The sequence below is a fragment of the Streptomyces sp. NPDC043952 genome, assembly GCF_056435325.1.
The window spans coordinates 50,751-66,874 of record NZ_JBWKES010000015.1; the positions used below are offsets into that span (position 1 = coordinate 50,751).

The 16,124-nt window shown below is 70.6% G+C and carries 10 protein-coding genes and 1 tRNA gene; 8 read left to right on the top strand and 3 right to left on the bottom strand.

Going from position 1 to position 16,124, the window contains the following annotated elements:
• Nucleotides 1-475 precede the first annotated feature (475 nt).
• Nucleotides 476-3,202, bottom strand: coding sequence for a DNA polymerase I (gene polA / locus AC069R_RS18920; protein ID WP_478767955.1), 2,727 nt, complete (start codon nucleotides 3,200-3,202; stop codon nucleotides 476-478).
• A 1,262-nt stretch (nucleotides 3,203-4,464) separates the two neighbouring features.
• Between polA and AC069R_RS18925 the strand changes: the two genes are divergently transcribed.
• From AC069R_RS18925 to AC069R_RS18955, 7 genes are all read left to right on the top strand, one after another.
• Nucleotides 4,465-6,768 (top strand): FdhF/YdeP family oxidoreductase, encoded by a 2,304-nt coding sequence (locus tag AC069R_RS18925; protein ID WP_478767956.1) that lies wholly within the window; start codon nucleotides 4,465-4,467, stop codon nucleotides 6,766-6,768.
• A gap of 46 nt (nucleotides 6,769-6,814) precedes the next feature.
• The gene (locus AC069R_RS18930; protein WP_478767957.1) at nucleotides 6,815-7,303 is read left to right on the top strand and encodes a hotdog fold thioesterase; all 489 of its coding nucleotides are present in this window, start codon (nucleotides 6,815-6,817) and stop codon (nucleotides 7,301-7,303) included.
• A gap of 595 nt (nucleotides 7,304-7,898) precedes the next feature.
• The gene (locus tag AC069R_RS18935; protein WP_478767959.1) at nucleotides 7,899-9,122 is read left to right on the top strand and encodes a branched-chain amino acid ABC transporter substrate-binding protein; all 1,224 of its coding nucleotides are present in this window, start codon (nucleotides 7,899-7,901) and stop codon (nucleotides 9,120-9,122) included.
• 108 nt (nucleotides 9,123-9,230) lie between these two features.
• Entirely contained in the window at nucleotides 9,231-10,160 is a 930-nt protein-coding gene (locus AC069R_RS18940) for a branched-chain amino acid ABC transporter permease (RefSeq protein WP_478767961.1), read from the top strand.
• A gap of 5 nt (nucleotides 10,161-10,165) precedes the next feature.
• Nucleotides 10,166-11,938: a branched-chain amino acid ABC transporter permease gene (locus tag AC069R_RS18945; RefSeq protein ID WP_478768074.1), complete on the top strand. Its 1,773-nt coding sequence runs from the start codon at nucleotides 10,166-10,168 to the stop codon at nucleotides 11,936-11,938.
• 6 nt (nucleotides 11,939-11,944) lie between these two features.
• A complete protein-coding gene (locus AC069R_RS18950) occupies nucleotides 11,945-12,967 on the top strand; it encodes an ABC transporter ATP-binding protein (RefSeq protein WP_478767962.1) in 1,023 nt (340 codons plus the stop codon).
• Complete coding sequence (locus AC069R_RS18955) at nucleotides 12,964-13,680, top strand: ABC transporter ATP-binding protein (protein WP_478767963.1); 717 nt, start codon at nucleotides 12,964-12,966, stop codon at nucleotides 13,678-13,680. The genes AC069R_RS18950 and AC069R_RS18955 overlap by 4 nt, the downstream gene beginning before the upstream one ends.
• Nucleotides 13,681-13,750: 70 nt before the next feature.
• On the opposite strand, the gene AC069R_RS18960 is transcribed toward AC069R_RS18955, so the two are convergent.
• Nucleotides 13,751-14,407 carry an ANTAR domain-containing response regulator gene (locus AC069R_RS18960; RefSeq protein ID WP_471059577.1) on the bottom strand — a complete coding sequence of 219 codons (657 nt, stop codon included), beginning with the start codon at nucleotides 14,405-14,407 and terminating at the stop codon, nucleotides 13,751-13,753.
• Between the two features lie 100 nt (nucleotides 14,408-14,507).
• Here AC069R_RS18960 and AC069R_RS18965 point away from each other — a divergent pair.
• A tRNA-Leu gene (locus tag AC069R_RS18965) sits at nucleotides 14,508-14,582 on the top strand.
• A gap of 93 nt (nucleotides 14,583-14,675) precedes the next feature.
• Here AC069R_RS18965 and pyk read toward each other — a convergent pair.
• Nucleotides 14,676-16,112, bottom strand: coding sequence for a pyruvate kinase (gene pyk, locus AC069R_RS18970; protein WP_478767964.1), 1,437 nt, complete (start codon nucleotides 16,110-16,112; stop codon nucleotides 14,676-14,678).
• Nucleotides 16,113-16,124: the final 12 nt, after the last annotated feature.

Consider the following 16,124-nt stretch of genomic DNA (forward strand, 5'->3'; position numbering starts at 1 on the left):
GCGCACCAGTCCCGCCCCCGGGCGCCATTCGGGCGTTCAGACGCTCGGGGCGGCGGTGCCGTTCCGGGCGGCGCGGTCCTTGACCCCGCGCCCCCCCCCCCTCCCCCCCCCCCCCACCCCCGTGGCGGGGTCGGCGGGGATGCGGGCGGTGCTTGCGTCGGCCGCGAGGGCCGGGACCGGCGAGGCGGGCAGTGCCTGCGCCGAGGCGGTGTCCGCCCAGACCCGGCTGACTGCCTCGGGCGTCCGGCGGTGAAGCATGCGTATACCCATGCCCGCAGTGTTGCGGCTGCGGAGGGCGGGGGGCGTTTTGGCGGGGGCCACGTGAGTGACGGTCCCGCCGGGGGTTGAGCCGTCTTTGTGGTGCCGGCGCGGAATGGGGGATTCCGGGTTGCGCGGGCCGCAGGCCGCAGGGGGTGGCCGTATTCCGTCGGAATACGGCCACCCCCTCACAGGTGTGTACCGGGTGCGGCGCGGGCTAGTGCGCCGCCGACTCCCAGTCCGGGCCGACGCCGACCGAGACGTCCAGGGGGGCCTTGAGGGTCACGGCGCTGGACATCTCGTGGCGGACGAGTTCCTCGACGCGGGCGCGTTCGCCGGGGGCGATCTCCAGGACGATTTCGTCGTGCACCTGGAGGAGCATCCGGGACTTCAGGTCCGCGGCCCGCAGGGCGGAGTCCACCTTGAGCATGGCGATCTTGACGATGTCCGCCGCCGTGCCCTGGATGGGCGCGTTGAGGGCCATCCGCTCGGCGGCCTCGCGGCGCTGGCGGTTGTCGCTGTTGAGGTCGGGCAGATAGCGGCGGCGGCCGAAGACGGTCGCCGTGTAGCCCGTGGCGCGGGCCTCGTCCACGGCGCGGCGCAGATAGTCGCGGACGCCGCCGAAGCGCTCGAAGTACGCGTCCATCAGGGCGCGGGACTCCGCCGCCTCGATGTTCAGCTGCTGCGAGAGGCCGAACGCGGACAGGCCGTACGCCAGGCCGTACGACATCGCCTTGATCTTACGGCGCATCTCCGCGTCCACCGCGGCCGGCTCGACGCCGAAGACCTGGGCGGCGGCCGTGGTGTGCAGGTCCTCGCCGGAGGTGAACGCCCTGATCAGGCCCTCGTCCTCGGAGAGGTGCGCCATCACGCGCAGCTCGATCTGGCTGTAGTCGGCGGTCATCAGGGACTCGAAGCCCTCGCCGACGACGAAGCCGCGGCGGATCGCCCGGCCCTCGTCGGTGCGCACCGGGATGTTCTGGAGGTTCGGGTCCGTGGAGGACAGCCGGCCGGTCGCGGCCACCGTCTGGTTGAAGGTGGTGTGGATACGGCCGTCGCCCGCGATGGTCTTGACCAGGCCCTCCACGGTGACGCGGAGCTTGGCCTGCTCGCGGTGGCGGAGCATGATCACCGGCAGCTCGTTGTCCGTCTGGGTGGCGAGCCAGGCCAGGGCGTCGGCGTCCGTGGTGTAGCCGGTCTTGGTCTTCTTGGTCTTGGGCAGGGCCAGCTCGCCGAAGAGGACCTCCTGGAGTTGCTTGGGCGAGCCCAGGTTGAACTCGTGGCCCGCGGCCGCGTGCGCCTCCTTCACGGCCTGCTGCACCGCACCGGCGAACATCTGCTCCATCGCGTCCAGGTGCGCGCGGTCCGCGGCGATGCCGTGCCGCTCCATGCGGGCGAGCAGGGCGGAGGTGGGCAGCTCCATGTCGCGCAGCAGATCGGCGGCGCCGACCTCCTCCAGGCGGCCTTCGAACGCCTCGCCGAGGTCCAGGACGGCGCGGGCCTGGATCATCAGGGCCTCGGCCTCGGCGGCCTCGTCCGTGCCGAAGGCCAGCTGGCCGTCGGCCGCGGCGGCGGGGGCCAGCTCGCGGTGCAGGTACTCCAGGGACAGCGCGTCCAGGTCGAAGGAGCGCCGGCCGGGCTTGACCAGGTAGGCGGCGAGCGCGGTGTCCATGCGCACGCCCTCGATGCGCCAGCCGTGCTCGGCGAAGACGCGCATGGCGCCCTTGGCGTTGTGGAACACCTTGGGGCGCTCGGCGTCCGCCAGCCAGGCCGCGAACGCGTTCTCGTCGGCCTCGTCCAGTTCCGCGGGGTCGAACCAGGCGGCCGCTCCCCCGGCCGCCGCCAGGGCGACCTCGGCGACCGAGCCGGTGCCCAGCGCCCAGGTGTCGACGGTGGCGACGCCCAGGGGCCGCGTGCCGTGTTCGGCGAGCCAGGGGGCGAGCTCGCCGGTGCGCAGGACGGTGCCGTCGATCTCGACGCCCTCGGCGGTGACCGGGGTGGTGTCGGCCTCCTCGGCGCCGGGGTCGACGGCGAAGAGGCGCTCGCGCAGGGACGGGTTGCGGATCTCCAGGGTGTCCAGGATCATCGCGACGCCCTTGCGGTCGTACGGCGCGCGCTCCAGGTCGGTGACCGACTTCGGCAGCTCGACCTGGCGCTCCAGCTCGGTGAGGACGCGGTTGAGCTTGACCGATTCCAGGTGGTCGCGGAGGTTCTGGCCCGCCTTGCCCTTGACCTCCTCGGCGCGCTCGACCAGCTCGGCGAAGGAGCCGAACTGGTTGATCCACTTCGCGGCGGTCTTCTCGCCGACGCCGGGGATGCCGGGGAGGTTGTCGGACGGGTCGCCGCGCAGGGCGGCGAAGTCGGGGTACTGGGCGGGCGTCAAGCCGTACTTCTCGAAAACCTTCTCCGGGGTGAACCGGGTCAGCTCGGAGACGCCCTTGGTCGGGTAGAGCACGGTGGTGTGCTCGCTGACCAGCTGGAAGGAGTCGCGGTCGCCGGTGACGATCAGTACGTCGAAGCCCTCGGCCTCGGCCTGGGTGGCGAGGGTGGCGATGATGTCGTCGGCCTCGAAGCCCTCGACGGCGAAGCGCGGCGCGTGCATCGCGTCCAGGAGTTCGCCGATCAGCTCGACCTGGCCCTTGAACTCGTCGGGGCTCTTGGAGCGGTTCGCCTTGTACTCGGTGAAGCGCTCGGAGCGCCAGGTCTTGCGGGAGACGTCGAAGGCCACGGCGAAGTGGGTGGGCGCCTCGTCACGCAGGGTGTTGGCCAGCATCGACGCGAAACCGTAGATCGCGTTCGTCGGCTGGCCCGTCGCGGTGGTGAAGTTCTCCGCGGGCAGCGCGAAGAACGCGCGGTAGGCCAGCGAGTGCCCGTCCATGAGCATCAGCCGGGGACGGTCGCCGCCGGGGGTCTTGTCGGTCTTCTTCGATGCTGTCTCTGCCACGCCACCGATCCTGCCACGCCCCACTGACACTCCGGACCGCGCGTGCCTCCGGCGACCGGACCGCCGAAGACGACGGGACCCGCTTTTCCGGCATCTACGGGTCGCCTCCGGCGGGGGCCGGCCGGGCCGGGGGACGACGACGGAGGGCAACCGGGCGGCCAAGGGCCCCACGGAAGGCCACTGGGCGAAGAGGGGCCGACGGCGGGTAGACCCCTCACCGGGTCCCGTCGGCCGGCGCTGCGGAGGGTTGGCCGGGCGCGGGGGCGACGGCCGGGGGCCACCGGGCGGGCAGGGGCACCACAGCGGGCAGCCCCTCGCCGAGTGCCGCGTCGCGGCAGGACGCCGTCGCGGCGGAAGAGAGCCCCGGCCAAGCCAGCCGGTCGGCGTCCTCACGCTTGATCGCCTCGCAGCGAATAAACCAGAGGCCGTCGGCCCACCAGTGGCACGACAGCGAGCAAGCCCTCGTCGGGTCCCGCCGGTCAGCTCCGCAGGGGGCGGCTGGGCAGAGGGGCGACGACGGGAGGGACGATGACGGAAGGCCACCGGGCGGACAGGAGGCGGCGGCGGGCAGACCTTCGCCGGATACAGCCTCGTGGAAGGCCATAGCGAGCGCGCCCCCGCGGGCCCCAGGGCGGCTCGCCGGACAGAGCGGACGGGCGAGGGCGAGCCTTGCCGCCGGTCACCGCCATCGCGGCGGGCGCCGTCGCGCCTCGCTCGCTGCCGCGTCCATCGCGGCGGGGCGCCGTCTCGCCTCACTCGCTGCCGCGTCGGACCGTACCCCGGTCATTTGCCACCCCCACCGAACGCGAAGCCCGCCGACCCTCGGCCATGCCGGGGAACACCAACCCGTCCTGATCGCCCCCGGCGGAGAACCCACCCGCGCCGGGCAGCCTCAGGCAGCGGAAGCCGCGGCGAGCGGGGCGCGGGCGGCGCCGTCGCGGCGCACCGCCCTCAGCCCCCTCCGGGCAAGCCGACCACCGACACCGCCGACCGCCCTCCCCTCCGGGCAAGCCGACCACCGACACCACCGACCGCCCTCCCCTCCGGGCAAGCCGACCACCGACACCGCCGACCGCCCTCCCCGCCGGCCCCGCCACCGCTGCCCCACCGTCCCCCTCGCCCCCGTCACCCCCACTGAAACTGCCCCGCCCTCCCCATCGGCCCGCCCCTCGTCGTCCCCTGGAACCGGCCGTTCCCGATGTCAGTGCCCCGTGGGAGGATCGGGCCCGTACGTGGTGGACGCAGTCGAAGGGGAGCGTGCGATGGCGACGAAGCCGCCGAAGGGTGATCCGGTGCAGGACGCGCCGCAGGTCGCGGAGCCGAAGCACGCGGCGGCGGGGTTGCCGGCCATCGGGCACACCCTGCGGATCGCGCAGCGGCAGATGGGGGTCAAGCGCACCGCGCTGACGCTGCTGCGGGTGAACCAGAAGGACGGCTTCGACTGCCCCGGCTGCGCCTGGCCGGAACCGGAGCACCGGCACACCGCGGAGTTCTGTGAGAACGGCGCGAAGGCGGTGGCCGAGGAGGCCACCCTGCGCCGGGTCACCCCGGAGTTCTTCGCCGCGCACTCCGTCGCCGACCTGGCGACCAGGAGCGGGTACTGGCTGGGCCAGCAGGGCCGGCTCACCCATCCCATGTACCTCCCCGAAGGGGCGGCGCATTACGAGCCGGTCACCTGGGAGCGCGCCTTCGGCATCATCGCCGAGGAGATCGCCGCGCTCGCCTCCCCGGACGAGGCCGTCTTCTACACCTCGGGCCGCACCAGCAACGAGGCGGCGTTCCTGTACCAGCTGTTCGCGCGCGAGCTGGGCACGAACAACCTGCCGGACTGCTCCAACATGTGCCACGAGTCGTCGGGCTCGGCGCTCACGGAGACCATCGGCATCGGCAAGGGCAGCGTCCTCCTGGAGGACCTGTACCAGGCCGATCTGATCATCGTGGCGGGCCAGAATCCGGGCACGAACCACCCCCGGATGCTGTCCGCGCTGGAGAAGGCCAAGGCGAACGGCGCGAAGATCATCAGCGTCAACCCGCTGCCCGAGGCCGGCCTGGAGCGGTTCAAGAACCCGCAGACCCCGCAGGGCATGCTCAAGGGCGCCGCCCTCACCGATCTGTTCCTCCAGATCCGCATCGGCGGCGACCAGGCGCTCTTCCGTCTTCTGAACAAGCTGATCCTGGAGACGGAGGGCGCGGTCGACGAGGAGTTCGTGCGGGAACACACGCATGGATTCGAGGAGTTCGCCAAGACCGCGCGGTCCGCCGACTGGGAGCAGACGCTGGCCGCGACCGGTCTGGGCCGCGCGGAGATCGAGCGGGCGCTGGAGCTGGTGCTCGCCTCCGAGCGGACCATCGTGTGCTGGGCGATGGGTCTGACCCAGCACAAGCACTCCGTGCCGACGATCCGCGAGGTCGTCAACTTCCTGCTGCTGCGCGGCAACATCGGCCGGCCGGGCGCGGGCGTGTGTCCGGTGCGCGGCCATTCGAACGTGCAGGGCGACCGCACGATGGGCATCTTCGAGCGCCCCGCGCCCGCCTTCCTTGACGCGCTGGAGCGGGAGTTCGGGTTCGCGCCCCCGCGGGAGCACGGCTTCGACGTCGTACGGGCGATCCGCGCGCTGCGCGACGGCGAGGCGAAGGTGTTCTTCGCCATGGGCGGCAACTTCGTCTCCGCGTCCCCCGACACCGAGGTGACCGAGGCGGCGATGCGGCGGGCGCGCCTGACGGTGCATGTGTCGACCAAGCTGAACCGCTCGCACACGGTCACCGGCGCGCGGGCGCTGATCCTGCCCACCCTGGGCCGCACCGAGCGCGATGTGCAGGCGAGCGGCGAGCAGTTCGTGACCGTCGAGGACTCCATGGGCATGGTGCACGCCTCGCGCGGCCGGCTGGCGCCCGCGAGCGCGCGGCTGCTGTCCGAGCCGGCGATCGTGTGCCGGATGGCGCGCGCGGTGCTCGGGGAGCGCAGCGTCGTGCCGTGGGAGGAGTTCGAGAAGGACTACGCGGCCGTCCGCGACCGCATCGCGCGGGTGGTGCCGGGGTTCGCGGACTTCAACGCGCGGGTGGCCCGGCCCGGCGGTTTCGCGCTGCCGCACGCGCCGCGCGACGAGCGCCGCTTCCCGACCGCCACCGGCAAGGCGAACTTCACGGCGGCGCCGGTGGAGTACCCCGAACTGCCCGCGGGGCGGCTGCTGTTGCAGACGCTGCGCTCGCACGACCAGTACAACACCACGATCTACGGCCTGGACGACCGCTACCGGGGCATCACGGGCGGCCGCCGGGTGGTGCTGGTGAACGCCGAGGACGCGCGGGCGCTCGGGTTCGCCGAGGGAGCGTATGTGGATCTGGTGAGCGAGTGGCGGGACGGCGTGGAGCGGCGGGCGCCCGGCTTCCGGGTGGTGCTCTACCCGACGGCCCGCGGCTGCGCGGCCGCCTACTACCCGGAGACCAATGTCCTGGTACCGCTGGACGCGACGGCCGACACCAGCAACACGCCAGCCAGCAAGTCGGTGATCGTACGCCTGGAGGCGCACGTGGAAGGCCGTCTGGAACAATCGGCGACCGACTGAGCGTCCGCTCAGGTTTAGACAGGTGTACGACGAACGGAGCCGGCCCATGGGCGAGCAGCAGCAGGTGCGATTCCCGCAGGAGGTCATCGAGGAGTACGCGGCGCTCGGCGTGGACCTGCCCGCCCTGTTCTCGGCCGGCGACCTCGGCACCCGGATGGGCGTCCAGGTCCTGGAGGCGTCCGCCGACAAGGTCGTCGGGACGATGCCGGTGGAGGGCAACACGCAGCCGTACGGCCTGCTGCACGGCGGCGCCTCGGCGGTGCTCGCGGAGACGCTGGGCTCGGTCGGCGCGATGCTGCACGGCGGCAGCACCAAGGTCGCGGTCGGCGTGGACCTCAACTGCACGCATCACCGCGGGGTCCGCTCGGGTCTGGTGACCGGTGTGGCCACGCCCGTGCACCGGGGCCGGTCGACGGCGACGTACGAGGTCGTCATCAGCGACGAGCAGGGCCGCCGGGTGTGCAGCGCGCGACTGACCTGCATGCTCCGCGACCTCGGCGCGCAAAACGGCGAGCAGGCGCCCGCGGCGGTCTGACGGTTCCTCAGCAAAAGCCCGGTCCACTTCCCAAAAGGGGTGCGACCGGGCCTTTTTGTCTCCGATACCGCGCCATCCCGACGTCACCCCGCGTACGGAAAAGTGGAATTATCGCGTCCGGCCGAGACGCCCCCTCGACGGTCCGTGAGACCGGGTGGATGAACCGGCGCCCGGCCGCCCGAAATTGCTGTATACCGCACCTTTATTTTCCGGCGTAACGCTGCGTAACATGTGCGCAATAAGCCCCTTCCGCCTCCGCCGCGGAGCCGCGCCCGTGGGTGATCTTCGCCGGGCGCCCTGGGAGCGCGGGGCCCGCCGGGCCGCGACCTCGGCGCGAGGGCCAACCGGAAGTGCGCATTCTCAAAATGTGGACCTCGGGGAAATTCCGCCAAACCAGCCGAGAGCATCCCCGGCGGAACTTTCCCGTCCACGCCGTCATAACAAGAAAGTCACAAGGAAGCCCACGGCGCTGCCCAGGTCTCCATAGCGGGCTTAGAGTCACGGCCAGTCACCGCTCCAACGGGAGTTCGGTACCAACGCGGCTCTACGCCGTCCCCGTTCCAGGGACCGCCCATGCCTGCGGAAAGGATCGATTGTGCGACAGCGTTCTCTGGTGATTCTCGCCTCCGTTCTGACGACCGGGGCTCTGACTCTCACCGCCTGCGGCTCCCGCAACAACGACAGCAAGGGCGGCGACAGCGGCAACGTGACGGTCACCATCGGCGTGGACGCGCCGCTGACCGGCCAGAACTCCGCGACCGGCCTCGGCATCCAGTACGGCGCGCAGATAGCGGTCGACGACGCGAACAAGAACAAGACGGTGCCCGGCGTGACCTTCAAGGTCAAGGCCCTGGACGACAAGGCGATCCCGGCCACCGGCCAGCAGAACGCCACCCAGCTGGTCGCCGAGAAGGACGTCCTCGGTGTGGTCGGCCCGCTCAACTCCGGTGTGGCCACCCAGATGCAGCAGGTCCTGGACACCGCCAACCTGGTGGAGATCTCGCCGTCCAACACCTCCCCCGAGCTGACGCAGGGCAAGAACTGGCAGACCAAGAAGGTCCGTCCGTTCAAGACCTACTTCCGCACCGCGACCACCGACGCCCTCCAGGGCGCGTTCGCGGCGGACTACGCCTTCAACGGGCTGCACAAGAAGAAGGCGTTCGTCGTCGACGACAAGCAGACCTACGGCGCCGGCCTCACCAAGATCTTCAAGGAGCAGTTCGCCAAGCAGGGCGGCAAGGTCATCGGCACCGACCACGTCAGCGTGGGCGACCGCGACTTCTCCACCCTCGTCACCAAGATCAAGAGCTCCGGCGCCGACATCCTGTACTACGGCGGCCAGTACGACGAGTCCCAGGTGCTGACCAAGCAGCTCAAGGACGCCGGCGCCAAGATCCCGCTGTTCGGCGGCGACGGCATGTTTACCCCGACCTACATCAAGACCGCCGGCAAGGACGCCGAGGGCGACCTCGCGACCTCCATCGGCGTCCCGGTCGACACCCTGCCCGCCGCCAAGGACTTCGTGGCCACCTACAAGGCCAAGAAGTACCCCGGTGACTACGGCACCTACGGCTCGTACTCCTACGACGCCACCACCGCGATCATCAAGGCCGTCGGCCAGGTCGTGAAGGACGGCAAGATCCCGGACGACGCCCGCGCCAAGGTCGTCGACGCCGTGCAGCACAACTCCTTCGAGGGCATCTCCGGCAAGATCTCCTTCGACGAGTTCGGTGACACCACGAACAAGCAGCTGACCGTCTACCAGGTCGTCAACGGCGCGTGGAAGGCCGTCAAGAGCGGCGTCGCCAACCCCAAGTAGCCCGCGGCACACACCGCGACACCAGGGCCGCGCGGCACTGACCACCGTCACCGCGCGGCCCGCCTTCTACCGCCCTCTTGACTCTCCCCACCACATGGAGGCCATGCGGTGAACACCCTGCCGCAGCAGCTGGCCAACGGGCTGTTCCTCGGCTCGATGTACGGCCTGATCGCCATCGGGTACACGATGGTGTACGGCATCGTCCAGCTCATCAACTTCGCTCACGGCGAGATCTTCATGACGGGAGGCTTCGGCGCCCTCACGGTGTATCTCGTCCTGCCGCACGGCATATCCATGTGGATAGCCCTGCCGGCGATGCTCGTCGGCGGCGCCCTGGTCGCCGTACTCATCGCCGTCGGCGCCGAACGCTTCGCCTACCGGCCCCTGCGCGGCGCGCCACGCCTGGCGCCGCTCATCACGGCCATCGGTCTCTCGCTCGCGCTCCAGCAGCTCGTCTTCAACCTGTACCCGAACGCCAAGTCCGCCCGCGTCTTCCCCCAACTGCCGTTCGGGCCCTACCACCTGGGCTCGGTCACCGTGCAGAGCGGCGACCTCTTCCTGATCATCGCCGCCCCGGTGTGCATGGCGGTCCTCGCCTTCTTCGTCCGGCTCTCGCGCACCGGCCGCGCCATGCAGGCCACCGCGCAGGACCCGGACACCGCCCAGCTGATGGGCATCGACACCAACCGCATCATCGTGATCGCGTTCGCCATCGGCGGCCTGTTCGCGGCGGTCGCGGGCACGGCGTACGGCCTCAAGTACGGCGCCGTCGACTACCAGATGGGCTTCCTCGCCGGCCTCAAGGCGTTCACCGCGGCCGTCCTCGGCGGCATCGGCAACATCTACGGCGCCATGCTCGGCGGTCTCGTCCTCGGCCTCGCCGAAGCCATGGCCACCGCCTACATCGCCAACATCCCCGGTATGCACCAGCTCGGCGGCCAGGGCTGGGCGCCGGTGTGGGCCTTCGTCCTCCTCATCCTCGTACTCCTCATCAGGCCACAGGGCCTGCTCGGCGAACGCGTCGCGGACAGGGCGTGAGCACCATGACCGACACCACCCTCCAGACCCCGGCAGCGCGCGGCCCCCTGCCGCTCCCGCCCGCGGTGGCCCGGCCGCTCATCGCCGCCGGCGCCGCCGGCACCATCGCCAGCGCCTTCATGAGCTGGACCTGGACGCCCGACTTCCCCGGCAACCTGACCATCTACGGCTACCCCGCCGGCCTCCAGATCCTGGCCCTGGTCGCCGCCGCGCTCACCCTGCTGCACGTACTCGCCGTGTGGCGGGTCAAGGGCCTCGGCTGGCTCAACCCGTCGGGCGCCACCAGCCCGGTGCTGCTCACCAGCCTGTCGGCGTTCACCGTCTGCTGGTTCACCGGCATCGCCATCGCCGTCGACCTCGGCGGCCTGGTCAACCTCGATCCCGGCGCGTACGTCGCGATGGTGGCCTCCGCGCTCTGCGTCCTCGGCGCGCTCGCCCTGCCCCACCCGGCTCCGGGCACCGGCCTCAAGGGCTACCTGACCAAGCCCGAACAGCCCCGCCCCGGCACCCTGTCGCCGCTCGCCGAGCGCGCCGTCGTCACCGTCGGCACCGCCCTCGGCCTGGTGGTCTTCACCTACGGCATCGGCATCAACGACGACGACAGCGAGACCTTCATCGGCTTCCTGCTGATCTGCGCTTTCGCCGCCTGGGGCCTGGTGCACGCCGGGCTCCTCGACCGGTACGCGACCATGTCCACCCGCCACAAGGGCTTCGCGGCCTGCCTGGCGTTCGTGGCCGCCGTGATCTTCCCGTTCACCCAGAGCGACGACCACAACGCCAACATCGGCGTGAACATCCTCATCTTCGCCACCGTCGCGCTCGGCCTGAACATCGTCGTCGGCCTCACCGGACTGCTCGACCTCGGCTATGTCGCCTTCCTCGGCGTCGGCGCCTACGCGGCCGCCCTGGTCTCCGGCTCCGAGTACTCCCCCATCCACGCCCAGTTCCCCTTCTGGGCCGCCGCCCTCACCGGCATGGCCGCCTCGCTGGTCTTCGGCGTCCTGATCGGCGCGCCGACCCTGCGGCTGCGCGGTGACTACCTGGCCATCGTGACGCTCGGCTTCGGAGAGATATTCCGCATCGCCGTCAACAACCTGGACGGCGACTCCGGTCCGGACATCACCCGCGGCCCCAACGGCATCACCCAGATCCCCGACATCAAACTCTTCGGGTTCAACCTGGGCGACGCCCACACTCTCGGCTCGTTCACCCTCGGCCGGTTCGCCAACTACCTGTTCCTGATGCTGATCATCACGGCCATCGTGGTGCTCGTCTTCACCCGCGCCGCCGACTCCCGTATCGGCCGCTCCTGGATCGCCATCCGCGAGGACGAGACCGCCGCGACTGCCATGGGCATCAACGGCTTCCGGGCCAAGCTGATCGCCTTCGCGCTCGGCGCCTCCCTGGCGGGCCTGGCCGGCACCGTGATGGCGCATGTGAACTACAGCGTCAACCCGCAGCCGTACCAGTTCGCCGGGGCCGCGCCGCCCAACTCGGCCTTCCTGCTGGCCGCCGTCGTCCTCGGCGGCATGGGCACCGTCAGCGGCCCGCTGCTCGGCGCCAGCCTGCTGTACCTCATCCCGGAGAAGCTCCAGTTCATGCAGAACTACGAGCTGCTCACCTTCGGTGTCGCGCTGATCCTGCTCATGCGGTTCAGGCCGGAGGGCGTCATCGCCGACCGGCGCCGCAAGCTGGAGTTCCACGAGACCGGCCAGCTCGACGTACCGGCACAGACGACGCTGTCCGAGGACGCGGCCGTCACCAAGGCAGGGGCGTAAGGAACCATGACGACACCTGTACTCGAAGCCCGTGACGTGACCATGCGGTTCGGCGGCCTGACCGCCGTACGGTCCGTGGACTTCACGGTGAACAGCGGCGAGATCGTCGGCCTGATCGGGCCGAACGGCGCCGGCAAGACCACCTTCTTCAACTGCCTCACCGGCCTGTACGTCCCGACCGAGGGCACCGTCGCCTACCAGGGCAAGGTGCTGCCGCCCAAGCCGCACCTGGTGACGCAGGCGGGCATCGCCCGTACCTTCCAGAACATCCGCCTCTTCGCCAACATGACCGTGCTGGAGAACGTCCTCGTGGGCCGCCACACGCGGACCAGGGAAGGCCTGTGGTCGGCGCTGCTGCGCGGCCCCGGCTTCCGCAAGGCCGAACGCGAGTCCGAGGCGCGGGCCCTGGAACTCCTGGAGTTCGTCGGTCTGGCCGGCAAGCGCGAGCACCTGGCGCGCAATCTGCCCTACGGCGAGCAGCGCAAGCTGGAGATCGCGCGGGCGCTGGCCAGCGAGCCGGGCCTGCTGCTCCTGGACGAGCCGACGGCCGGCATGAACCCGCAGGAGACCCGCGCCACCGAGGAACTGGTCTTCGCCATCCGGGACATGGGCATCGCCGTCCTCGTCATCGAGCACGACATGCGGTTCATCTTCAACCTGTGCGACCGCGTCGCCGTGCTCGTGCAGGGCGAGAAGCTGATCGAGGGCACCTCCGAGGTCGTCCAGGCCGACGAGCGGGTCATCGCCGCCTACCTGGGCGAGCCCTTCGAGGGCGATCCGGGCGCCGCGGAGGCCGCGGAGATCGAGGCGGCGGAGGCCGGAGCGGCCCCGGCCGGGACGGCCGAGGCCGAGACCGCCGCAGGCCAGACGGCCGAGGGCAAGACCGCCGGAACCGGGACCACCGCAGGCAAAACGGCCGCGACCGCAGCCGCCGCAGGCAAAACGGCCGAGGGTGAGGCGGCGGGGGCCGGGGCCGTCGAGGGTGAGGCGGCGGGGGCCGCCGACAGCACAGAGGGAGAGACCCAGTGACCGCACTGCTGGAGGTCGAGGACCTCAGGGTCGCCTACGGCAAGATCGAGGCCGTCAAGGGCATCTCGTTCAGCGTCGAGGCCGGCCAGGTCGTGACCCTCATCGGCACCAACGGCGCCGGCAAGACGACCACCCTGCGCACCCTGTCCGGGCTGCTCAAGCCGGTCGGCGGCAGGATCCTGTTCGACGGCAAGCCGCTCACCGGCGTCCCGGCGCACAAGATCGTCGCCCTGGGGCTCGCCCACTCCCCCGAGGGCCGGCACATCTTCCCGCGCCTGAGCATCGCGGAGAACCTCCAGCTCGGTGCCTTCCTGCGCAAGGACAAGGACGGCATCGAGCAGGACATCCAGCGCGCCTACGACCTCTTCCCGATCCTGGGCGAGCGGCGCAAGCAGGCCGCGGGCACCCTGTCGGGCGGCGAGCAGCAGATGCTGGCCATGGGCAGGGCGCTGATGTCCCGGCCGAAGCTGCTGATGCTGGACGAGCCGTCCATGGGCCTGTCGCCGATCATGATGCAGAAGATCCTGGCGACGATCGCCGAGCTGAAGTCCCAGGGCACCACCATCCTGCTGGTCGAGCAGAACGCCCAGGCGGCGCTCTCGCTCGCCGACCAGGGCCATGTGATGGAGGTCGGCTCGATCGTGCTGTCCGGCACCGGACAGGACCTGCTGCACGACGAGTCGGTCCGCAAGGCGTATCTGGGCGAGGACTGACGCCCTGCGCGTACGGCGATGCCCGCGACCCCCCGGCGAGGGGTCGCGGGCATCGCCGTACCGCGGGCGCTCAGCCCTTCTTCGCGGCCTTCTTCTCCTCGTTGTCCGTGATCACGGCCTCGGCGACCTGCTGCATCGACATGCGGCGGTCCATGGAGGTCTTCTGGATCCAGCGGAAGGCGGCCGGCTCGGTCAGGCCGTACTCGGTCTGGAGGATGGACTTGGCGCGGTCGACCAGCTTGCGGGTCTCCAGGCGCAGGGTGAGGTCGGCGACCTCCTGCTCCAGCTGCTTCAGCTCGGTGAAGCGGGAGACGGCCATCTCGATCGCCGGCACCACGTCGCTCTTGCTGAACGGCTTGACCAGGTACGCCATCGCGCCGGCGTCCCGCGCCCGCTCGACCAGGTCGCGCTGGGAGAAGGCGGTGAGCATCAGGACCGGGGCGATGGACTCCTCGGCGATCTTCTCGGCCGCGGAGATGCCGTCCAGCTTGGGCATCTTCACGTCCAGGATGACCAGGTCCGGCCGGTGCTCGCGGGCCAGCTCGACCGCCTGTTCGCCGTCGCCGGCCTCACCGACGACGGTGTAGCCCTCCTCCTCCAGCATCTCCTTGAGGTCGAGCCGGATCAGGGCCTCGTCCTCGGCGATGACGACACGGGTCGTCAGCGGAGGCACGTGCGACTTGTCGTCGTCGGGCGCGTCTACGGGCTGGGGCGACTCGGCGGTCACGGGGGCTCCTCGTTCGGTGCAGGGGTACTGCTGACAAGAGCCTACCTAGCTACGGTATGGTGGACGCGCGGAGGGTCGGGGGAAACCTTGGATTCTGCGAGCCCCGGTAGCCCAATTGGCAGCAGGCAACGGATTCAAAACCCGTACAGTGTCGGTTCGAGTCCGACCCGGGGCACTTTTTCCTTGGTTTCCAAGGTCACCGGTTTTCTTGATTCACAGGTTTGTGCGGGCCCCTTCGGCAAAGGGGCCCTTTTCGTGTGCCGGGCTGCTACGCCTCCGGGTCGTCCTCGCCGATGCGGTGGACGCGGACCATGTTGGTGGAGCCGGAGACGCCGGGCGGGGAGCCGGCCGTGATCACCACGATGTCGCCCTTCTCGCAGCGGCCGTACCGCAGCAGCAGCTCGTCCACCTGGTCGACCATGGCGTCCGTGGAGTCCACGTGCGGGCCGAGGAAGGTCTCGGCGCCCCAGGTGAGGCTGAGCTGGGAGCGGGTGGCCGGCTCGGGGGTGAAGGCGAGCAGCGGGATCGGCGGGCGGTAGCGGGAGAGCCGGCGGGCGGTGTCCCCGGACTGGGTGAAGGCCACCAGGAACTTGGCGCCGAGGAAGTCGCCCATCTCGGCGGCCGCGCGGGCGACCGCGCCGCCCTGGGTGCGCGGCTTGTTCCGCTCGGTCAGCGTCGGCAGACCCTTGGCCAGCATGTCCTCCTCGGCCGCCATGACGATCTTCGCCATGGTGCGCACGGTCTCCACCGGGTACTTGCCGACACTGGTCTCGCCGGAGAGCATCACCGCGTCGGTGCCGTCGAGGACCGCGTTGGCCACGTCGGATGCCTCGGCGCGGGTGGGCCGGGAGTTGTCGACCATGGAGTCGAGCATCTGGGTGGCGACGATGACCGGCTTGGCGTTGCGCCGGGCGAGCTTGATGGCCCGCTTCTGGACGATCGGCACCTGCTCCAGGGGCATTTCCACCCCGAGGTCGCCGCGCGCGACCATCAGTCCGTCGAAGGCGGCCACGATGTCGTCCAGGTTGGCGACCGCCTGCGGCTTCTCGATCTTGGCGATCACCGGGAGGCGGCGGCCCTCCTCGGCCATGATGCGGTGCACCACCCGGACGTCGTCGCCGCCGCGCACGAAGGACAGGGCGATGATGTCGACGCCGGTGTGCAGCGCCCAGCGCAGGTCCTCCTCGTCCTTCTCGGACAGGGCGGGCACGGAGACGGCGACGCCGGGCAGGTTGAGGCCCTTGTGGTCGGAGACCATGCCGCCCTCGACCACGCGGGTGCGCACGCGGGGGCCGTCGACGGCGGTGACCTCCAGGCAGACCCGGCCGTCGTCCACCAGGACGCGCTCACCGGGGGCGACATCTCCGGCGAGCCCCGCGTACGTGGTGCCGCAGTGGTGGCGGTCGCCCTCGACGCCCTCTTCGACGGTAATGGTGAATTCATCGCCCCGTTCAAGGAGTACCGGTCCTTCGGCGAACCGGCCGAGGCGGATCTTCGGACCTTGAAGGTCGGCGAGGATTCCGACACTGCGGCCGGTTTCGTCGGCAGCCTCGCGCACGCGCTGGTAACGCTCCTCGTGTTCGGCGCGGGTGCCGTGGCTGAGGTTGAGGCGGGCGACGTCCATTCCGGCCCCGACCAGTGCCTTGATCTGGTCGTACGAGTCGGTGGCGGGCCCCAATGTACAAACGATCTTTGCTCGGCGCATGGTTCGAGCCTA